This window comes from Saccharopolyspora indica (genome assembly GCF_027853965.1).
GTDB classification, from domain to species: Bacteria; Actinomycetota; Actinomycetes; order Mycobacteriales; family Pseudonocardiaceae; genus Saccharopolyspora; species Saccharopolyspora indica.
This window is the reverse complement of sequence record NZ_JAQGLB010000011.1, coordinates 83,172-98,971: the sequence shown is the minus strand read 5'-3', so window position 1 is coordinate 98,971 and position 15,800 is coordinate 83,172. Positions and strand designations below refer to the sequence as shown.

16 protein-coding genes are annotated in these 15,800 nt (G+C 69.1%); 7 read left to right on the top strand and 9 right to left on the bottom strand.

The features are described from left to right. Window positions 1-21 precede the first annotated feature (21 nt). Window positions 22-447: an FHA domain-containing protein gene (locus OU416_RS23555; RefSeq protein WP_270929196.1), complete on the bottom strand. Its 426-nt coding sequence runs from the start codon at window positions 445-447 to the stop codon at window positions 22-24. Window positions 448-707: 260 nt separating this feature from the next. Between OU416_RS23555 and OU416_RS23550 the strand changes: the two genes are divergently transcribed. Continuing rightward, window positions 708-2,606, top strand: coding sequence for a serine/threonine-protein kinase (locus OU416_RS23550; protein WP_270929195.1), 1,899 nt, complete (start codon window positions 708-710; stop codon window positions 2,604-2,606). Between the two features lie 6 nt (window positions 2,607-2,612). On the opposite strand, the gene OU416_RS23545 is transcribed toward OU416_RS23550, so the two are convergent. The 5 genes from OU416_RS23545 to OU416_RS23525 form a co-directional block, all read right to left on the bottom strand. Continuing rightward, window positions 2,613-3,119 carry a DinB family protein gene (locus tag OU416_RS23545; protein WP_270929194.1) on the bottom strand — a complete coding sequence of 169 codons (507 nt, stop codon included), beginning with the start codon at window positions 3,117-3,119 and terminating at the stop codon, window positions 2,613-2,615. Between the two features lie 86 nt (window positions 3,120-3,205). After that, window positions 3,206-4,030 carry a carbohydrate ABC transporter permease gene (locus tag OU416_RS23540; protein ID WP_270929193.1) on the bottom strand — a complete coding sequence of 275 codons (825 nt, stop codon included), beginning with the start codon at window positions 4,028-4,030 and terminating at the stop codon, window positions 3,206-3,208. Further along, complete coding sequence (locus tag OU416_RS23535) at window positions 4,027-4,959, bottom strand: carbohydrate ABC transporter permease (RefSeq protein WP_270929192.1); 933 nt, start codon at window positions 4,957-4,959, stop codon at window positions 4,027-4,029. The genes OU416_RS23540 and OU416_RS23535 overlap by 4 nt, the downstream gene beginning before the upstream one ends. After that, on the bottom strand, window positions 4,956-6,299 hold the full coding sequence (locus OU416_RS23530) for an ABC transporter substrate-binding protein (RefSeq protein WP_270929191.1): 1,344 nt from the start codon (window positions 6,297-6,299) through the stop codon (window positions 4,956-4,958). The genes OU416_RS23535 and OU416_RS23530 overlap by 4 nt, the downstream gene beginning before the upstream one ends. After that, window positions 6,289-7,293 carry a zinc-dependent alcohol dehydrogenase family protein gene (locus tag OU416_RS23525; protein ID WP_270929190.1) on the bottom strand — a complete coding sequence of 335 codons (1,005 nt, stop codon included), beginning with the start codon at window positions 7,291-7,293 and terminating at the stop codon, window positions 6,289-6,291. Before OU416_RS23525 ends, OU416_RS23530 begins: the two co-directional genes overlap by 11 nt. 119 nt (window positions 7,294-7,412) lie before the next feature. On the opposite strand from OU416_RS23525, the gene OU416_RS23520 reads away from it, so the two are divergent. After that, entirely contained in the window at window positions 7,413-8,393 is a 981-nt protein-coding gene (locus OU416_RS23520; protein ID WP_270929189.1) for a sugar-binding transcriptional regulator, read from the top strand. Between the two features lie 46 nt (window positions 8,394-8,439). Here the strand turns inward: OU416_RS23520 and OU416_RS23515 are convergent, their stop codons facing one another. After that, a complete protein-coding gene (locus OU416_RS23515; RefSeq protein ID WP_270929188.1) occupies window positions 8,440-9,747 on the bottom strand; it encodes an HNH endonuclease signature motif containing protein in 1,308 nt (435 codons plus the stop codon). Window positions 9,748-10,028: 281 nt separating this feature from the next. After that, window positions 10,029-10,346: a hypothetical protein gene (locus tag OU416_RS23510; protein ID WP_270929187.1), complete on the bottom strand. Its 318-nt coding sequence runs from the start codon at window positions 10,344-10,346 to the stop codon at window positions 10,029-10,031. 154 nt (window positions 10,347-10,500) lie between these two features. Here OU416_RS23510 and OU416_RS23505 point away from each other — a divergent pair, with 154 nt between their 5' ends. The 5 genes from OU416_RS23505 (at window position 10,501) to OU416_RS23485 (ending at window position 15,243) form a co-directional block, all read left to right on the top strand. Further along, entirely contained in the window at window positions 10,501-11,703 is a 1,203-nt protein-coding gene (locus OU416_RS23505) for a transcriptional regulator (RefSeq protein ID WP_270929186.1), read from the top strand. Between the two features lie 36 nt (window positions 11,704-11,739). Continuing rightward, window positions 11,740-12,480 (top strand): TIR domain-containing protein, encoded by a 741-nt coding sequence (locus OU416_RS23500; RefSeq protein ID WP_270929185.1) that lies wholly within the window; start codon window positions 11,740-11,742, stop codon window positions 12,478-12,480. Then, window positions 12,477-14,456 (top strand): ATP-binding protein, encoded by a 1,980-nt coding sequence (locus OU416_RS23495; protein ID WP_270929184.1) that lies wholly within the window; start codon window positions 12,477-12,479, stop codon window positions 14,454-14,456. The genes OU416_RS23500 and OU416_RS23495 overlap by 4 nt, the downstream gene beginning before the upstream one ends. Continuing rightward, window positions 14,453-14,782 carry a hypothetical protein gene (locus OU416_RS23490; protein WP_270929183.1) on the top strand — a complete coding sequence of 110 codons (330 nt, stop codon included), beginning with the start codon at window positions 14,453-14,455 and terminating at the stop codon, window positions 14,780-14,782. Before OU416_RS23495 ends, OU416_RS23490 begins: the two co-directional genes overlap by 4 nt. Before the next feature lie 92 nt (window positions 14,783-14,874). After that, window positions 14,875-15,243, top strand: coding sequence for a VOC family protein (locus OU416_RS23485; protein ID WP_270929182.1), 369 nt, complete (start codon window positions 14,875-14,877; stop codon window positions 15,241-15,243). Between the two features lie 15 nt (window positions 15,244-15,258). Here the strand turns inward: OU416_RS23485 and OU416_RS23480 are convergent, their stop codons facing one another. Further along, on the bottom strand, window positions 15,259-15,675 hold the full coding sequence (locus tag OU416_RS23480) for a MarR family transcriptional regulator (RefSeq protein WP_270929181.1): 417 nt from the start codon (window positions 15,673-15,675) through the stop codon (window positions 15,259-15,261). Window positions 15,676-15,800 lie beyond the last annotated feature (125 nt).

The window sequence follows — 15,800 nt, the reverse complement described above, 5'->3', positions numbered from 1 at the left end:
CCACTGTAGGAGCGGCCGGTCTCAGCCGCCGCTGCGGAAGGTGAAGCGGACCCGCCCGATCCAGAGCTCGTCGCCATCGCCCAGCTCGGCGATGTCCACCGGCTGCCGGTTGAGGTAGGTGCCGTTGAGCGAACCACCGTCCACCACGACGTACTTGCCGTCCCGCAGCCGCAGCTCGGCGTGCACCCGCGACACGGTCATGTCCTCCACCACGATGTCGCAGTCCCGATCTCGCCCGATCGTGATGCTCGGACCACCGATCGCGAAGCCGGTGCCCGCGCCGGGCCCCCGGTTGATGACCAGCCGGGGCCGCCCGCCGGACTCCTCGGAATCGCGCGGCGCCGGGACGACCTGAGCGGCCGGCACGGCCTCCAGCAGCGTCCGCATCGTCTGGTCCGCCGTCGCGACACCAGTGGTTTCGGACGCCTGGAACCGGGTGTCATCCATGGTCGTACTCCTCGCAGAAAGGCACGGAAGCCGCCCGGACTGCCCCGACCAGGACTGGGCGACTACAGCCAGCATGCCGAACAACCACGCTCCGTGGCCAGGACCTTCGTCCCAAGTCCCCCACCTACCCGACGTGACGGTCACCACTCGTGACCGGACCATCCGGCCACGGCAATCTGCGGAAACCCGGGTTGCCGGGGGTTTTCGGGTGTCATGATCGGGACGATCTCGTTCGGGTGATGTTGTGAGGGGGCCGGTCCTTGCTGGGAGCTCTGCTGCCGGACGATCCGCACGAGGTGGGGTCGTACCGACTGCTGAATCGCCTGGGGCGCGGCGGGATGGGCCGGGTGTACCTCGGCGTGTCGCGCGGTGGGCGGCTGGTCGCGGTGAAGGTCGTGCGGCCGGAGCTCGGCGACGATCCGGACTTCCGGCGCAGGTTCGCGCGGGAGGTCACCGCCGCGCGCGCGGTGTCGGGCTTCTACACCGCGCAGGTGGTCGACGCCGATCCCGACGCCGATGCGCCGTGGCTGGTCACCTCCTACATCCCGGGTCCCACGCTGCACGAGGCCGTGAAGCAGGAGGGGCCGCTGCCGCCATCGGCGCTCAGCACGCTCGGCGCGGGCCTGGCCGAGGGGCTCGGCGCCGTGCACGCCTGCGAGGTGGTGCACCGCGACCTCAAACCCAGCAACGTGATCCTGGCCGAGGACGGCCCGCGGGTGATCGACTTCGGCATCGCGCGAGCGGTGAACGAGACCCACACCGCGGAGGTCTTCGGAACGCCCGCGTTCATGTCGCCCGAGCAGGCCAAGGGCGAGCCGGTCGGAGCGCCCGCCGACGTGTTCGCCCTGGGTTCGCTGCTGGTGTTCGCCGCGACCGGTCGCGGACCGTTCAGCGGCGGCGAGTCCCAGGCGATCCTGTACCGCGTCGTGCACGAGGCGCCCGACCTGTCCGGCCTCGACCAGCTGCCGGGTGAGCTCGCCCGGATCATCAGCACCTGCCTGGTCAAGGACCCGGACGACCGGCCGACGGCCAAGCAGCTGCTCAACTCCCTCGCCGACCTGACCGGCGACCGGACCCGCTGGCTGCCCGCGGAAGTCGTCAGCATGATCGACGAGCGCAGGACGGCGACCATCGCCGCGACCAAGATCGACCCGCTCGCCGGGCAGGCACTCGCCCCGGCCCCGGCGCCGGTCGTGTCTCGCCCGCCGGGCACGCTGCCTGGGCCGGTCCCGCCTCCCACGCTGTCCACACCGCCGCAACCGGCCACGCCTCCCCCGCCACATCCGCCGCACACGCTGCCCCCGGTCACCCCTTCCTCGCCGCACGCGTTTCCCCCGGCCGCAGCATCCGGGCCGCACGCGCTGCATCCGCCGACCGGGCCCTTCCCCGCGCCTCCTCCGCCGCACGTGACACCGGCGAAGACGACGCCGATCTGGCTCGTCGTTCTCGGTTCGGTGCTCGGCGGGGCCACGCTGGTCGCGCTGATCGTGATCGTCGTGCTCTACCTCGGTTCCGGCCCGGGCACCCACCTGGGTTCACCGGCAACGCCGTCCGCCACCACCTCGTCGGAGGAGTACCCGACGGAATCGTCCGGCGCCTCCACCACGACTGAGACGGCGAGCTCCAACGCCGGATCGCTCGACGACGCCGCGACCGACCCGACTCCGTTCACCCTGGACGCGTTCATGCCGGACGACTTCACCGACGACACCGGCAAGCGGCACACCTACGCGGCCGGTTCCACGAACGAATGCACCGAAGGCGCCGACGACGAGGTCCGCCCGGTGCTGACCGACAACGGCTGCTCGCAGATGATGGTGGCCAACTTCGTCGACGACGACGCGCAGATCATCACCACCGTCTGGGTCTTCCCGTTCGCCGACTACGCCACGGCCTCCGCCGTGGAGGAGAAGTTCGACGCCATGGACTACCTGCACCTCGACTGCTGGGACCCGGACTCCGGCCCCGGCGCGGGGGTGTGCGACGGAAACGTGGCCGGCGCGGACGAGTGGCAGTACATCGGCCAGGACCACCGCTACGTGATCGTCGCCCAGTCCAAGTACATCGACCTGCGAGGCGACGACTCCGGAGACGCGGCCCTCCAGTCGGCGGGCAGCGAGGCCCGCAGCACCGTCGGCCCCCAGAACTACGGAGGCTGAACCCGCCTACTCCCCGGTGGCCCCGTCGATCCGCTCCCGGAGCAGGTCGGCGTGACCGTTGTGCCGCGCGTACTCCTCGATCATGTGCGTGATGACGTAGCGGAGCGAGTAGACCTCGCCCCGCCACTGCACGGTCGTGTCGAGCGACTCGAATCCGTCCACAGTGGCGCGCGACCGCGCGCACTCCTCCGCCCAGATCTCGAACGCCTCCGCCGGATCGGCCGAGTCGACGTCGAACTCGGCGAACCGACCAGGAACCGGGCGATGCCAGTGCGGCGGGACGTTCTCACCGCGGAGCACCACGCGGAACCAGCTCCGCTCGACCTCGGCCACGTGCCGGACCAGGCCGAGCAGCGACAGCGCCGAAGGCGGAACCGCGCGTCGCCTGAGCTGATCGGCCGTCAGACCCGCGCACTTCAAGGCCAAGGTCTCGCGCTGGTATTGGAGGAACCCGGTCAACGAGGACCGGTCGTCGGCCACCCGCGACGGCTCGGTCCGCTTGTGGAGATCCATCCGATCATCATGCCAACTGGCCGGTGATCCGTTGCAACAGCGAAGCGCCCGCCAGGTTCACCGGGCGGGCGCCGCTGGGTTCCGGGTTACTTCACCGCGCCCATGGAGAGGCCTCGGACGAGGTGGTTCTGGGCCGCCCAGCCGATGATCATCACCGGGAGGGAGGCCAGGAAGGCCGCCGCGCTCAGCTGGGCCCAGTAGAGGCCTTCGCTGGTGATGAAGCCGACCAGGAAGACCGGCACCGTGCCCGCCTGCGCCGCCGTCAGGTTGACCGCGTAGAAGAACTCCGTCCAGGAGAAGATCACGCAGATCAGCGCGGTCGCCGCGATTCCGGGGGCCACCACCGGGAGCACCACGCGGAACAGCAGCGTCGGGAGCTTGGCGCCGTCGATGCGCCCGGCCTCCACCATCTCCCTGGGGACTTCCAGGAAGAACGAGCGCATCATCCAGATCGCCAGCGGCAGGTTCATCGCCGTGTAGAGGACCACCAGCGCCCAGACGTTGTCCAGCAGCTTGAGGTTCTGCGAGATCACGTACAGCGGGATGATCGCCGCGACGATCGGCAGCATCTTCGTCGACAGGAAGAAGCCCAGCGCATCACGGGTTCCGGGAACCGCCGAGATGGACAGCACGTACGCCGCGGGCACCGCCAGCAGCAGCACGAGCAGCGTCGAGGTCACCGTCACGAACGCCGAGTTCGCCAGGTACGGCAGGAATCCGCGCTCCAGCACGCCGGCGAACTGGTCCAGCGTCGGGGTGAACACCACCTTCGGCGGGTTGCTGTAGGCGTCGCTCTCCTGCTTGAACGAGGTGAGCACCATCCACAGCACCGGGAACACGAACAGGATCGCGACCAGCCAGGTCAGCGCGGTCAGCGCCCAGCGGCCGATGGGGTTGCCGGTCCGCATCATCGCACCTCGCTCACGCCGAAGGTCCGGAACATCAGGCGCAGCGCGAAGGTCGCCACGATCAGGGTCAGCACCACCACGATCACGCCCATCGCCGAGGACTGCCCGACGTCGAAGCCCTCGAAGGCGCGCTGGTAGATGTAGAACGGCAGGTTCGTGCTCGCGGTGCCGGGGCCGCCCTGCGTCATCAGGTAGATCGCGTCGAAGCTGTTCACGATGTAGATCGCGCCGAGCAGCACGGCCAGCTGCAGGTAGCGGCCCAGCTGCGGCAGGGTGATCGAGGCGAAGGTGCGCCACCGGCCGGCGCCGTCGACCGCCGCGGCCTCCAGCACCTCCTTGGACTGGGCCTGCAACCCGGCCAGGATCAGCAGCATCATGAACGGCGTCCACTGCCAGATGACCTGCGCCATCACCGAGGCCAGCGGGAACTGCGACAACCAGTCGATCCTGGTGCCGAAGGCGAAGTTCAGCAGGCCGTAGGTCGGGTCGAACATGGTCGTCTTCCACAGCAGCGCACCGGCCGCGGGCAGGATGAGGAACGGCGTGATCAGCAGCGTGCGCACCACGCCGCGGCCCAGGAACTGGCGGTCCAGCAGCAGGGCCAGGCCGAGGCCCAGCAGCATCGCCACCAGCACGCACACCACCGTCAGCAGCACCGTGTTGAACATCGCGCCGCGGAACTGGCTGTCGGCGAACACCTCGACGTAGTTGCGCAGCCCGACGAAGTGCCGCGAGCCCGGGCGGACCAGGTTCCAGGACTGGAACGAGTAGAACACCGTCAGCAGGAACGGGATCTGGGTGACCAGGATGGTGAACAGCAGCGCGGGCATCAGCGGCGCGCGGCGCAGCCACGCTTCGCGCGACCACTTGCCGATGGGCTTGCGGGTCACCACCGGCGGCGCTGCGGTGGGTGCGGTGGCCGTCTGCGTCATCTGGTCTCCCGGTAGGCCGCGCCGACGGATTCGGCGTATTCCTGGGACTGCTGCAGCGCTTCCTCCACCGAGATCTGCCCGGCGATGGCCGCCGAGAGCTGCTGGCTGACCCGCGTTCCGAGGTCTTGGAACTCGGGGATGCCGACGAACTGGATCCCCGGGTAGGGCACCGGGTTCACCATCGTGTTGCGCTGGTTCGCGCTGTCGATGCCCGCCAGCGTCGCCGGGGCGTAGGCCTGCGCGGCCTGCTGGTACTCCGGGATCTGGTAGGTCGACAGGCGGCAGCCCGGCGGCACCCGGTTCCAGCCGAACGTGGTGCCCACGTTGCGGACGAACTCCTTGTCGGTCATCCAGCGCATGAACCGCCAGGCGGCGTCCTTGTCCTGGGCGACCTTCGGCATGGCCAGCGACCAGGTGTAGAGCCAGCCGCTGGTCTCGGTGCGCATCACCGGGGCTGCCGCGTAGCCGGACTTGCCGACGACCTCGCTGCTGGCCGGGTCCTCGTTGGTGCCCGCCATGACCGTCGCGTCGTACCACATCGCCGCTTCGCCCTGGCCGTAGCGCGTGCCGCACTCGGTGAAGCCGGCGCTGGAGGCCCCGATCTCGCCGTGGTCGCGCACCAGGCCGACGTAGAACTCGGCGGCGGCGCGGAACTCCGGCGAGGTCAGCTGGGCGTTCCAGTTCTCGTCGAACCAGCGGGCGCCGAAGGTGTTGGCCACCGTGGAGAACGGGGCGAGGCTCTCGCCCCAGCCCGGCTTGCCGCGCAGGCAGATCCCGGCGACGCCCGCTTCCTCGTCGTCCAGGCGCGCGGCGAACTCGGCGATCTGCTCCCAGGTGGGCCGTTCCGGCATGGTCAGCCCGGCCTGGGCGAACAGGTCCTTGCGGTAGGCCACGAACGACGACTCGCCGTAGAACGGCACCGCGTACATCGAGCCCTCGTGCGACAGCGAGTCGCGGATGCTGGGGATGAAGTCGTCGGCGTCGTAGCCCTCGCTGGCGTCGATGTAGGGCTGCAGGTTCTCCAGCCAGCCGTTCGCCGCCCACTGCGGGGTCTCGTAGTTGCTGATCATCACCACGTCGAACTCGCCGCCCTCGGTGGCGGTCGACGCGGTGATCTTCGCACGGGCCTGGTTCTCCGGCAGCTGCACGAACTTCAGCTTGATGCCCGGGTTGTCCCTCTCGAACTGGTCGGACAGCGCGATGGCGTCCTCCATCTGCGGGTTGGACACGATCGCCACGACCAGCGTCCGGCCGCTCGCGCCCAGCGCTCCCGCGCCCGCACACCCGCTGAGCAGCAGTGCGACGACCGCGAGCACGGCCAGCTTGGCTCTACTTCGCATTCACGCCTCCCGGCAGGACCTGAACCTTCAGCCCGGCACCGCTGCGCATCAGGTCCAGCGCGGCGGGGAACTCCTCCAGCGGCAACGTGTCGGTGAGCAGCGAGCCGGTGTCGACGGCGCCGGAGGCGACCAGCTCCAGCGCCGCGCCGTAGCTGTGCAGCACCGCCATCGAGCCGACGATCTTGATCTCGTCGTTGTAGATGCGGAACGGCGACAGGGAGATCCGCGCTTCGGCCGGGGCCACGCCGAACACCAGCAGCCGGCCGCCGCGGCGCAGCGAGTCGAAGGCCGCCTCGATCGCGGGCGCGGCTCCGGTGCAGTCCACGGCGGCGTCGAAGCGCTGGTCGAGCTCGGCGACGTCGGTGCTCACCGCGACCGCCCCGAGCTTCGTGGCGCGTTCCAGCCGGGCCGCGTTGCGGTCGACGACCGAGACCTGCGCGCCGCCGCGCTGGAGCAGCTGCTGCATCAGCAGGCCCATCGTGCCCGCCCCGACCACGAGGAACTTCTCCCCCGCTTCGACACCGATCTGGCGCACGCCGTGCACCGCGCACGACACCGGCTCCACCAGCGCGCCCTGCTCCCAGGTCATGGAGTCGGGCATCCGGTAGGCGGTGTGGGCGGGGATCGCCACGTACTCGGCGAAGGCGCCGTCGACGGTGTCACCGGTGGCGTTCCAGTTCGCGCAGAGGTTGCCGTGGCCCGAGCGGCAGGGCGTGCAGTAGCCGCAGAACAGCGAGGGGTCGACGGCGACCCGGTCGCCGGTCTTCCAGTCGCCCGGCACGTCGGCGCCGAGCTCGACGACCTCGCCGGCGAACTCGTGGCCGGGCACGATCGGGTAGGGCGTGGGCGGGAAGTGCCCGTCGGCGATGTGCAGGTCGGTGCCGCAGATGCCGCACGCACCGACCTTGATCACCAGCTGACCGTCGCCCGGTTTCGGGTCGGGCACCTCGCCCACCCTGATCGAACCGGGCTGATCGATGATCGCGGCGCGCATGACACCCCTTCCACTGGCCCGCTCATATGAGCACAGCAGGCCAATCGTTCTGGTAACTCGCGGAGCATTGAAGGATGATCTCGCGTGTCACGTCAACATTCCCCCCTTAGGATGCTCATATGAGCAGCAGCGAGCCCCGGGTGAGGCTGACCGACACCATCACGGCGGCCTCCATCGCGCACCGGTTCTTCGTCCAGGGCAGGACCAAGCTGGAGATCGCCCAGGAGTACGGGATCAGCCGCTTCAAAGTGGCCAGGATCCTCACCGCGGCGCAGGAAGCGGGCCTGGTCAGGGTCGAGTTCGACCTGCCGGTGCCGATCGACCTGGGGCTCTCGGAAGCGGTGCGGACCAGCTACCGGCTGCGCCACGTCCTGGTGCTCAATCGAGCGCAGTCCAAGGCCGAGCGCCCGGAGCTGCGTCGCAGGATCGGTGCGCTGGCGGCTGATCTGCTGGCTGAGACGACCACCTCCGACGACGTGCTCGGCCTCTCCTGGGCGCGTTCGGTCAACGCGATGGCCGACGCCGTTCACACGTTGCCGAAGTGCCCGGTGGTTCAGCTGTGCGGCGTGCAGGCGGGCATGGACATGCGCGACAGGTCGGTGGAGACGGTGGGCCGGCTGGCCGACATCTCCGGCGGCGCCGCCTACCCGATCTACGGCCCGCTGGTGCTGCCGGACCGCCGCACCACCGAGATCCTCCGCAACCAGCCCGGAATCGCCGAGACCTTCGAGCAGTTCCGCCACCTGACCAAGGCGGTGGTCAGCATCGGCGCCTGGCGACCCGACGAGTCGACGGTCTACGACGCCCTCGGTCAGCCCGAGCGCGACGCGATCCAGGAGCGCGGCGCGGCGGCGGAGATCGCGGCCCGCTTGTTCGACGCGGACGGCAACGCGATGTCGACCGGCCTGGCCCACCACGTCCTGGCGATCGAGCACGAACAGCTCCGCCAGATCCCGGAGGTGATCGCCCTGGGCTACACGGTCCCGAAGGCCCGGGCGATCGACGCGGTCCTGCGCTCCGGGGTGGTGAACACCCTGATCACCGACGCCCAGGTCGCCGACATCCTCCTCGGTCTGATCGCCGAGCGACCGCTGGCGTGACGACGGCCGCGGTGGGCGTGCGGGGGTGGCCGCCCGGGTGGGCGGTTCAGGCGTGGGTGTGAGCTGCCTCCTGCGGTTGGCGTGGTCGTGGGATGACCTGGCGGAGGACGGTGTTGTGCTCGGTGCCGGTGGACCGGCCGCCCGGTCTGGCCTTCCGAGACGGGTCCACTGTGGCCGGTGGAGTGAAGACCGGCCGATCGCCCTCGACGGTGATGGTCCAGTGCTGGCCGTGGACGGCCCGGTGATGAGCGCCGCAGAGCATCACGAGGTTGGTCAGATCGGTGGGCCCGCCATCGATCCAGCTTTCGACGTGGTGCGCCTCCGGGGTGCCCGGCGGCCGGTCGCATCCCGGGAAGGCGCAGGTGCCATCGCGCAGCAGCAGCGCTGCACGAACGTGGGGCGGCGCCGTCCGCTCAGCACGGCCGACGTCGAGAGGTAGGCCGTCGCCACCGAGCACGACCGGGAGGATCTCGGCATCGCAAGCCAGACGTCGGACGGTGGCGGCGGTGATGGGCTGGCCGGTCGCGGTCAGCGTGCCCGGCAGCACGCCGTTGCCGGGGGCCCGGAGTGCGCGGGCGAGGTCGTCGAAGTCGATGGTGACCGTGATGTGCGGACGCTGACCGCCCGAGCGCGGCAGCCGGTCCGAAGCGACAGCGATGTCCAGCAGCGCGTCGAGGGCATCGGCGTTGCGCTGCCCCGGGCTACGCGGGTCCGGTTCACCGTTCTCGGAAGGGCGGGGTGCGGCGAGGGGTTGGAGCGCGGCGCGGAACTTGGCACCCGCTTCTCGGTCGAGACGCGCGTTGATCACCGTCATCCCGTCGGATCCGGTGCCGTAGTGCAGCTCCCGCAGCTCGTGCTGAATCTCCTCATCGCGGAACGCGCCGTCCTGGTCGAAGTAGTAGCGGATCCGCTCAGCCAGCTTCGCCAGGTCGTGCGGACTGCACTGGCGGGCGTAGTCGGCGAGCATCGGCTCGGCCTGACCGAGCTCGGCAGGCGTGCACACCGGCGCCATCCGCCGGATCCCGTCGATGACGGCCCGCGCATGAGCCACCGTGATCGAACCCGTGGCGATCGCCGCTGCGGTAGCGGGCAGCTCCGCGGCAATCGGAACGCCGTGCAGCGTGGTGTGCTCGGTGGCCAACCGGGCCACCAGCACTCGCGATTTCGCCTCCCCTGCAGCGATGTTGAGCTTCTCCCGCACCCACGCCTCAGTCCCGCGTGCGCCCTGCGCCGCCGGAACACCCCTGTCTTCAGCCTCGGCGATGGCCCGGACCTGCACCGCCATCGCAGCCCGCATCACGGCCTCGGCATCGCTGATCAAGGCCACCAGCTCGGAATCCGAGCACGCCGTCATCGCCGAGTGTGAACCCTCACCGTCCACACTCGACCTCGACACCAACGCCATGACATCCACGAGCTCCACGATGCCAGCGTCGAACAACTGTTTCATCACACGAACAGGTGCAACTCACGACGCAGAACCGATGCCCGGCCGGAACAGCCCTCGCCGCACCGGCAGCGCTCACCAGTCCCGAACGGTGACCACTCAGCTCACCCGCGTGCAGACCCTCTCGCCTCGACGGGCGGCGAAAGAGGAAACGGGAAACAGCCGCACCTTCCGGCTTTTCCCGCCGCTCATCCACCACAATCCTCCGACGAGCGGCTTGCCGCCGCGAAGCGCCAGACCTCCCACCACCCGTCGAGGACAGCGATGAATGCCGCGGAGAGCACCAGCACGAATGCGAACAGCGCGACTCCGGCCTCCACGAATTCGAGCAGCACGATCGCCGACCACACCTGCGCAGCGCTGAACACCGCGGCGAGCAACACCTTCCCGAACGGCCCAGTTCGATTGCGCTGTTCGGGTGTCGATCCGCGGAACCACACGCCCTTGATCATCTCTTCTCCTAACGTCTGCCGGAAGCCCGGCCCGGCCGGACCGGCGAACTCCACCTTGCGCGCGCAACGATCAGGACGAACAGCGGTTTCCCGTCGCCCGCTCGAACCGGCAACGGGAAACCCGGAGGAAGATGTGACCCAGCAGCCCACGATGTTCGGAGCAGAGCTTCGAAGACTGCGCATCGCCGCGGGCCGTTCACTCACTGGAATGGCCGCGGAACTGCACTACAGCAAGGGCCATCTCAGCAAGCTCGAGACCGGTTCGAAGAAACCGACGCCGGAACTCGCCCGCCGCTGCGATGCGCTGCTGGAGGCGAACGGGGCGCTCGCGTCACTCGTTCCCGCGCGCACGTCCGAAGCTCCGCTGCCCGAATCCAACGGCAACGGTGAGGTGTGGCTGATGAGTCTCGAACCGGGTGGCAGGAGCCGGTTCCGTCCAGTGGACCGCAGACAGGTGCTCGCCGCGGGTGCGGCCTCGATGCTGTCCTTCGGCATGGGCGGTGGTCGTGCGATCGCCGATGGCGCTCCGGTCATCGCGTTCCGCACCATGTTCGACCAGTTCCGCCAGCTGGGCCAGAGCGCGAGCCCCTCCGTCGTCCTGCCCGCGCTCATCGCGCAGACCCACACGATCCGCGAGCTGGCCGCCACGACGAGCTCCCGGGCTCGCGGTGAACTGCTGGTGCTCGGCGCTCGCTACGCCGAGTTCGCCGGGTGGATGGCGCAGGAGTCGGGCGAGGACGAGGCCGCGCTGTGGTGGACCGACCACGCGGTGGAACTCGCCGAGGCAGGCGGAGATCGTTCGCTCGCCGCGTACTCACTGGTCCGGCGGGCGCTGGTCACGCTGTACCGGGAGGACGCGCAGCAGACGATCGCACTCGCCCGCCGAGCGCAGCGAACGGCCGGGGCTTCCGCCCGGGTTCTGGGGCTCGCCGCGCAGCGCGAAGCACAAGGTCATGCGCTGGCCGGGGACTACGACTCCTGCATGCGGAGCCTGGACCGCGCCCGGCGGTTCCTCAGCGATCCCGCGTCTGAGAGCGGGCCGGTGCTCGGTCCCGCCAACCTGTCCGACCCGGTCGCGATGGTCTCCGGATGGTGCCTGCACGATCTCGGCCGCACCAAGGAAGCGGCGGCGGCCCTGGACAGGGAACTCCAACGCGTTCCTCCGACCGCACTTCGCTCCGCCGCGCGCTACGGCGTGCGCCGCGCGCTCGCGCATGCCGGAGCAGGCGACGTCGACCAGGCCTGCGCGCTGCTGGGCAGCGTGCTCGGCACGGTCGACGCCGTTTCCTCCGCCACCATCACCACCGATCTCCGCAGGCTGGCCCGTGCGCTCTCGCGGTTCCACACCGCACCGGCCGTGCGGGAGCTCCAGCCCAGGCTAATCGCCACGCTGCACCAGCAGAACATCTGAGCAAACCACCGTTCCAGCAACACGTGAGGTACCGCTGTGCCAGAAATCTTCGTCAACTACCGCACCGGCGACTGCGAAGAAACCGCCGTTGCGATCGAGCAAGGCCTGTCGATCCGGTTCGGCAGCGAGCGGATCTTCCGCGCCAGCAAGTCGATCCGCCCCGGTGAGAACTACCAGACCCGCCTGGCGACGGCATCCGCCGCCGCACGCGCGCTGCTGGTTCTGATCGGACCGAAGTGGCTCGATGCGCGCGATGAGAACGGAAACCTCAAGCTGGCCGACGAGAACGACTGGACGCGCAAGGAAATCTTGAACGCACGGGAATCCGGGGCCCGCATCATCCCGGTCCTGTGCGGCCGCAAGACCGACCGATTGTCAGCGGCGAAGCTTCCTGCGGAACTCCGCTTCCTCGCCGACCTGCAGTCCATCATCTACGACACCGGGAGCGCCGAAGCGGACATGGACAAGATCGCCGCCCACCTCGCCGACCTGGTGCCGGGGCTCGAACTCCGGAAGTCCGCCGGAGAGGCGCAGTCCGCGGGCCATGCGCACAACGCCGTCATCGGCAACCACGGCAACGCGTTGCAGATGCGCGACGTATCCGGCGGGACGTTCAACTTCAACAGCACGACGCTGCACGGGCCGACCGGGCCGACTGCCACCGGTGACGGAAAGCTCAACGTCTTCAACGGCGACGTGACCAACTACGTCGAGGGCAACAACCTCGGCGGCATCAACCAGAGCTTCGGTGCGAAGCGTGAGCGAGGCGACCGGTGACGGAGAACCACAGCGAGCTCCACGAACCTCAGGGCCCAGTTCACTCCGGGTCCGGTGATCTGAACATCAACCCCATCTACGTGAATCTCCACGAGAGCGTCACGGAGCAGGCCCGGGGGCCGCGGCTGACGCTCAACGACGATCTCCGCTGGCTCAAGAGGCGATTCGTCGCGCCGCCGAAGCTGGATCTCGCTCGAAGCATGCTCCTCGAGTCCCAGACGGTCCTGATGACCGGCCCTGTGGGCAGCGGCCGCCGCACGGCCGCGAAGATGCTGCTCAACGAGCTACCCGATGATCAAGCCCCGTTCACCGTCCTCGATGACGAGGCGACGGACCGGAATGAAACCTTGACGAAGACGAAAATCCTTCAAGGGCATCGCTTCGTGCTCGATCTGAGCAACAGCGATGAGAGGGTGTTCCTGGACCGCCTTCGCGAGCTGCCAGCGTTCCGGACGGAGCTTCACCGGGTCGGCGCCCACCTGATCGTCGTGGCACCGGACTCGTTCAAGCACCACGTCGATGCCGAGCTGGACAAGCACACCGTCCGGATCGACCGACCATCGAGCGCAGAGGTGCTGCGCGCGCACCTCTACGCGGAAAAGATCGACCTCCCAGCGCCCCTTCCGGACGACGTGCACAGCGCGGACCACATGAATTCTTCGATGTCCGAGGTCGCCACCTTCGCGAATCTCGTGGTCCAGGCCCGCCGGGCCGACCCAGATGGCGACGTCAAGAGCTGGTTCCGAACCGCCGTAACAACGCGCAAGGATCGACGTGGCGAAGTAGCCGAGCAGATGCAGAAGCACTGGCGGGGAAGACCCCGCGCCGTGCTGCTCGCAGGCGCGATGTGCCGAGGTGCGACCAGCGACGCGGTGTTCTTCGCATCTCACAAGTTGGTGACCCAGCTCGCCCTCGATGAGGACGAGGACCCCCGCCTGGAACAGGACGGATACCGGGACCAGCTCTCCGAACTGGAGATCAGCGTGACGACGAGCAACCGGATCGAGTTCAGCAAGCCGAGCTACGACCAGGCGGTGCGCGAGTACTTCTGGGACAGCTACCCCGATCTGCGCAAGCAGTTCTGCTTCTGGGTGGACCAGGTCATCCGAGACCCCCTGCTCACCCCGCAAAACCGGCTGGACCTGGTAGACCGCGTGGTGGCGGAGGCTTTGCGTACCAGTTCACCGGGCCACGTCAGATGGCTGATCGAGCGATGGGTGTTCCCCACCGGGACCGCGCGCTGGAATCAGCTCCAGGACTTCGGCGTCCGCGCGCTCATCCTCGGCTTGACCGACGAACAGCACGGTTGGTTCTTCCGCCGCGTGGTCTACGAGTGGTCCAGGAATAGCGAGCTGCCCGCAGTCGTGGGCCAGATCCTGGTCGAGGTGTGCGTCGAGGTGATCGCACCGCGATTCCCCTCGCAGGCGCTGGTTCGGCTGCACCACCGGGCACGCCGGGAGGACGGTCAGGGCAATCCGACGGCGCGGCAAGCACTTTCCGCGCTCACCAGGGAGGACCCGCTGCTGTGGATGCTCCTGCTGGACCGCTTGGCGCAGGACGTCGACCAGGACAAGGATTGGCCTGCCGATCTCTTCCTCTTCCTCGATCTCGCCGATCCGTGGCACATCTCGGGCGGACCGCAGCCGATGGTCACCGATGCATTCGTCCGCAGCCAGCTGGTGCTGTGCTGGAACAAGGCGCTGATCTCCGCGGCGGATCCCGTGTGGCTCCGGGTGTGCGACTGGCTCGCGGCGGCCGCGCAGACCTCGCAGTACGACGCCCTGCTCTGGCTCCTGGTCGAAGCGGCCTACCAGAACGTGTCGCTGCTCGCTTCCCTGCACGTCGTCGCACGTGACTGGAGCGCCTCCCCCAACGGACGTCCCGAAGCTGCCGTGCGGCTGTCGCAGCTGATCGACGTGGCGCAGGGCCTGCACGCCACCGACTACGCCCCAATGCCCGAGGAGGCTGTTCGATGAGCAAGGAGAGCAAGACCCTCTACCTCGGCCTGGCCCTGGCCGCGGTACTGCCGCTGGTGCTGGGCCTGCTGCTGGGGTGGCCGGCCTGGGTGACCGTGCCGCTGTGCGCGGCGGTGCTCTACGGCATCTACCAGAAGCTGATGCACGGCACCAGGACCGCCAGCGATCACGTCGGGATCGTGCTGGACAAGATCGGCCTGCACGCCGGGAACCCGGTCCGCGATCTCACCGCGCACCGCATCGCGAAGCTGATCGAGGCAGGCGGGAACCGCGCGGTGGCCGAACAGGTCCGGCAGAAGTTCGATCCGCCCCGGCCGTTCCGCTGAAGGGAATAGCTCCGGCGGTGGATTCCGTTCCACCCATGTCGCGGGCGGTCGTCCCGGTCGGTGCCGCCCGCGGAACCGATCGAGGAGTGATCATGGGGATCGAGCTGAACCACACCATCGTCGGAGCGCGGGACAAGCACGAATCCGCACGGTTCCTGGCCGACGTCCTCGGCGTCGAGGTCGGTGCCGAGACCGGGCCGTTCGTGCCGGTCGCGCTCGAGAACTCCGTCACGCTCGACTACATGTCGCAGCGCGACGTGCGGCCGCAGCACTACGCCTTCCTGGTCGACGAAGCCCTGTTCGACGAGGCTTTCGGCCGGATCCGCGACGCCGGGATCGCCTACTGGGCCGACCCCGGGCACCAGAGCCCCGGCGAGATCAACCACCGCTGGGGCGGGCGGGGCGTCTACTTCGAGGATCCCGACGGGCACAACATGGAGCTGCTGACCAAGACCCCGTGACGAGTCCGCTGAGGGTCAGTCGCCGGCGAGCTCGCGGAGGGAGTCGAGCAGTCCCGCGCCGGAGCGCAGGCCGGTCAGCAGATCTCGCTCCACGGCGGCCACCCGCGGGGCGATGCGGCGGTGCGCGTTCTGGCCCCGGCGGCTCAGGTGGACCAGGACCTTGCGGCGGTCCTCCGGGGCGACCTCGCGGTACAGCAGCGCGTTGGTGACCAGGCGGTCCACCAGGCGGGTCAGCGTCGGTCCGGGCGTCGTGGTGCGCTCGGCCAGTTCGGCCATCGCCAGCCCGCTCTCGGTGGCGAGCGCGTCCAGCACCAGCCACTGGTCGAAGGTCAGCTCCTCCGGTTTGAGCACCTGTTCGACGTTCGCGACGACCGCGCGCGCCGCCCGGACCAACGGGCCTGCCAGGGCTGTGGTGGTGGCTGCTGCTCGCATGCGCTTGCGTCCTCACTCTTGCGCGATCCTGCCCGGATAGTAAAACTTCCAGGTGGAAGCGATCGAGCGTCCACACCGTTTCGGAGCCCGGATGACGACAGGCTCAGCGCTCCGCGAGCGCACCG

Bases quoted from the DNA above. Each gene is read 5' to 3' on its own strand.
- OU416_RS23505 (WP_270929186.1), top strand. From the start codon at position 10,501: ATGGCCGCGGAACTGCACTACAGCAAGGGCCATCTCAGCAAGCTCGAG.
- OU416_RS23485 (WP_270929182.1), top strand. From the start codon at position 14,875: ATGGGGATCGAGCTGAACCACACCATCGTCGGAGCGCGGGACAAGCAC.
- OU416_RS23515 (WP_270929188.1), bottom strand. From the start codon at position 9,747: ATGACGGCGTGCTCGGATTCCGAGCTGGTGGCCTTGATCAGCGATGCC.
- OU416_RS23535 (WP_270929192.1), bottom strand. From the start codon at position 4,959: ATGACGCAGACGGCCACCGCACCCACCGCAGCGCCGCCGGTGGTGACC.
- OU416_RS23555 (WP_270929196.1), bottom strand. From the start codon at position 447: ATGGATGACACCCGGTTCCAGGCGTCCGAAACCACTGGTGTCGCGACG.
- OU416_RS23540 (WP_270929193.1), bottom strand. From the start codon at position 4,030: ATGATGCGGACCGGCAACCCCATCGGCCGCTGGGCGCTGACCGCGCTG.
- OU416_RS23545 (WP_270929194.1), bottom strand. From the start codon at position 3,119: ATGGATCTCCACAAGCGGACCGAGCCGTCGCGGGTGGCCGACGACCGG.
- OU416_RS23480 (WP_270929181.1), bottom strand. From the start codon at position 15,675: ATGCGAGCAGCAGCCACCACCACAGCCCTGGCAGGCCCGTTGGTCCGG.
- OU416_RS23490 (WP_270929183.1), top strand. From the start codon at position 14,453: ATGAGCAAGGAGAGCAAGACCCTCTACCTCGGCCTGGCCCTGGCCGCG.
- OU416_RS23530 (WP_270929191.1), bottom strand. From the start codon at position 6,299: ATGCGAAGTAGAGCCAAGCTGGCCGTGCTCGCGGTCGTCGCACTGCTG.
- OU416_RS23520 (WP_270929189.1), top strand. From the start codon at position 7,413: ATGAGCAGCAGCGAGCCCCGGGTGAGGCTGACCGACACCATCACGGCG.
- OU416_RS23525 (WP_270929190.1), bottom strand. From the start codon at position 7,293: ATGCGCGCCGCGATCATCGATCAGCCCGGTTCGATCAGGGTGGGCGAG.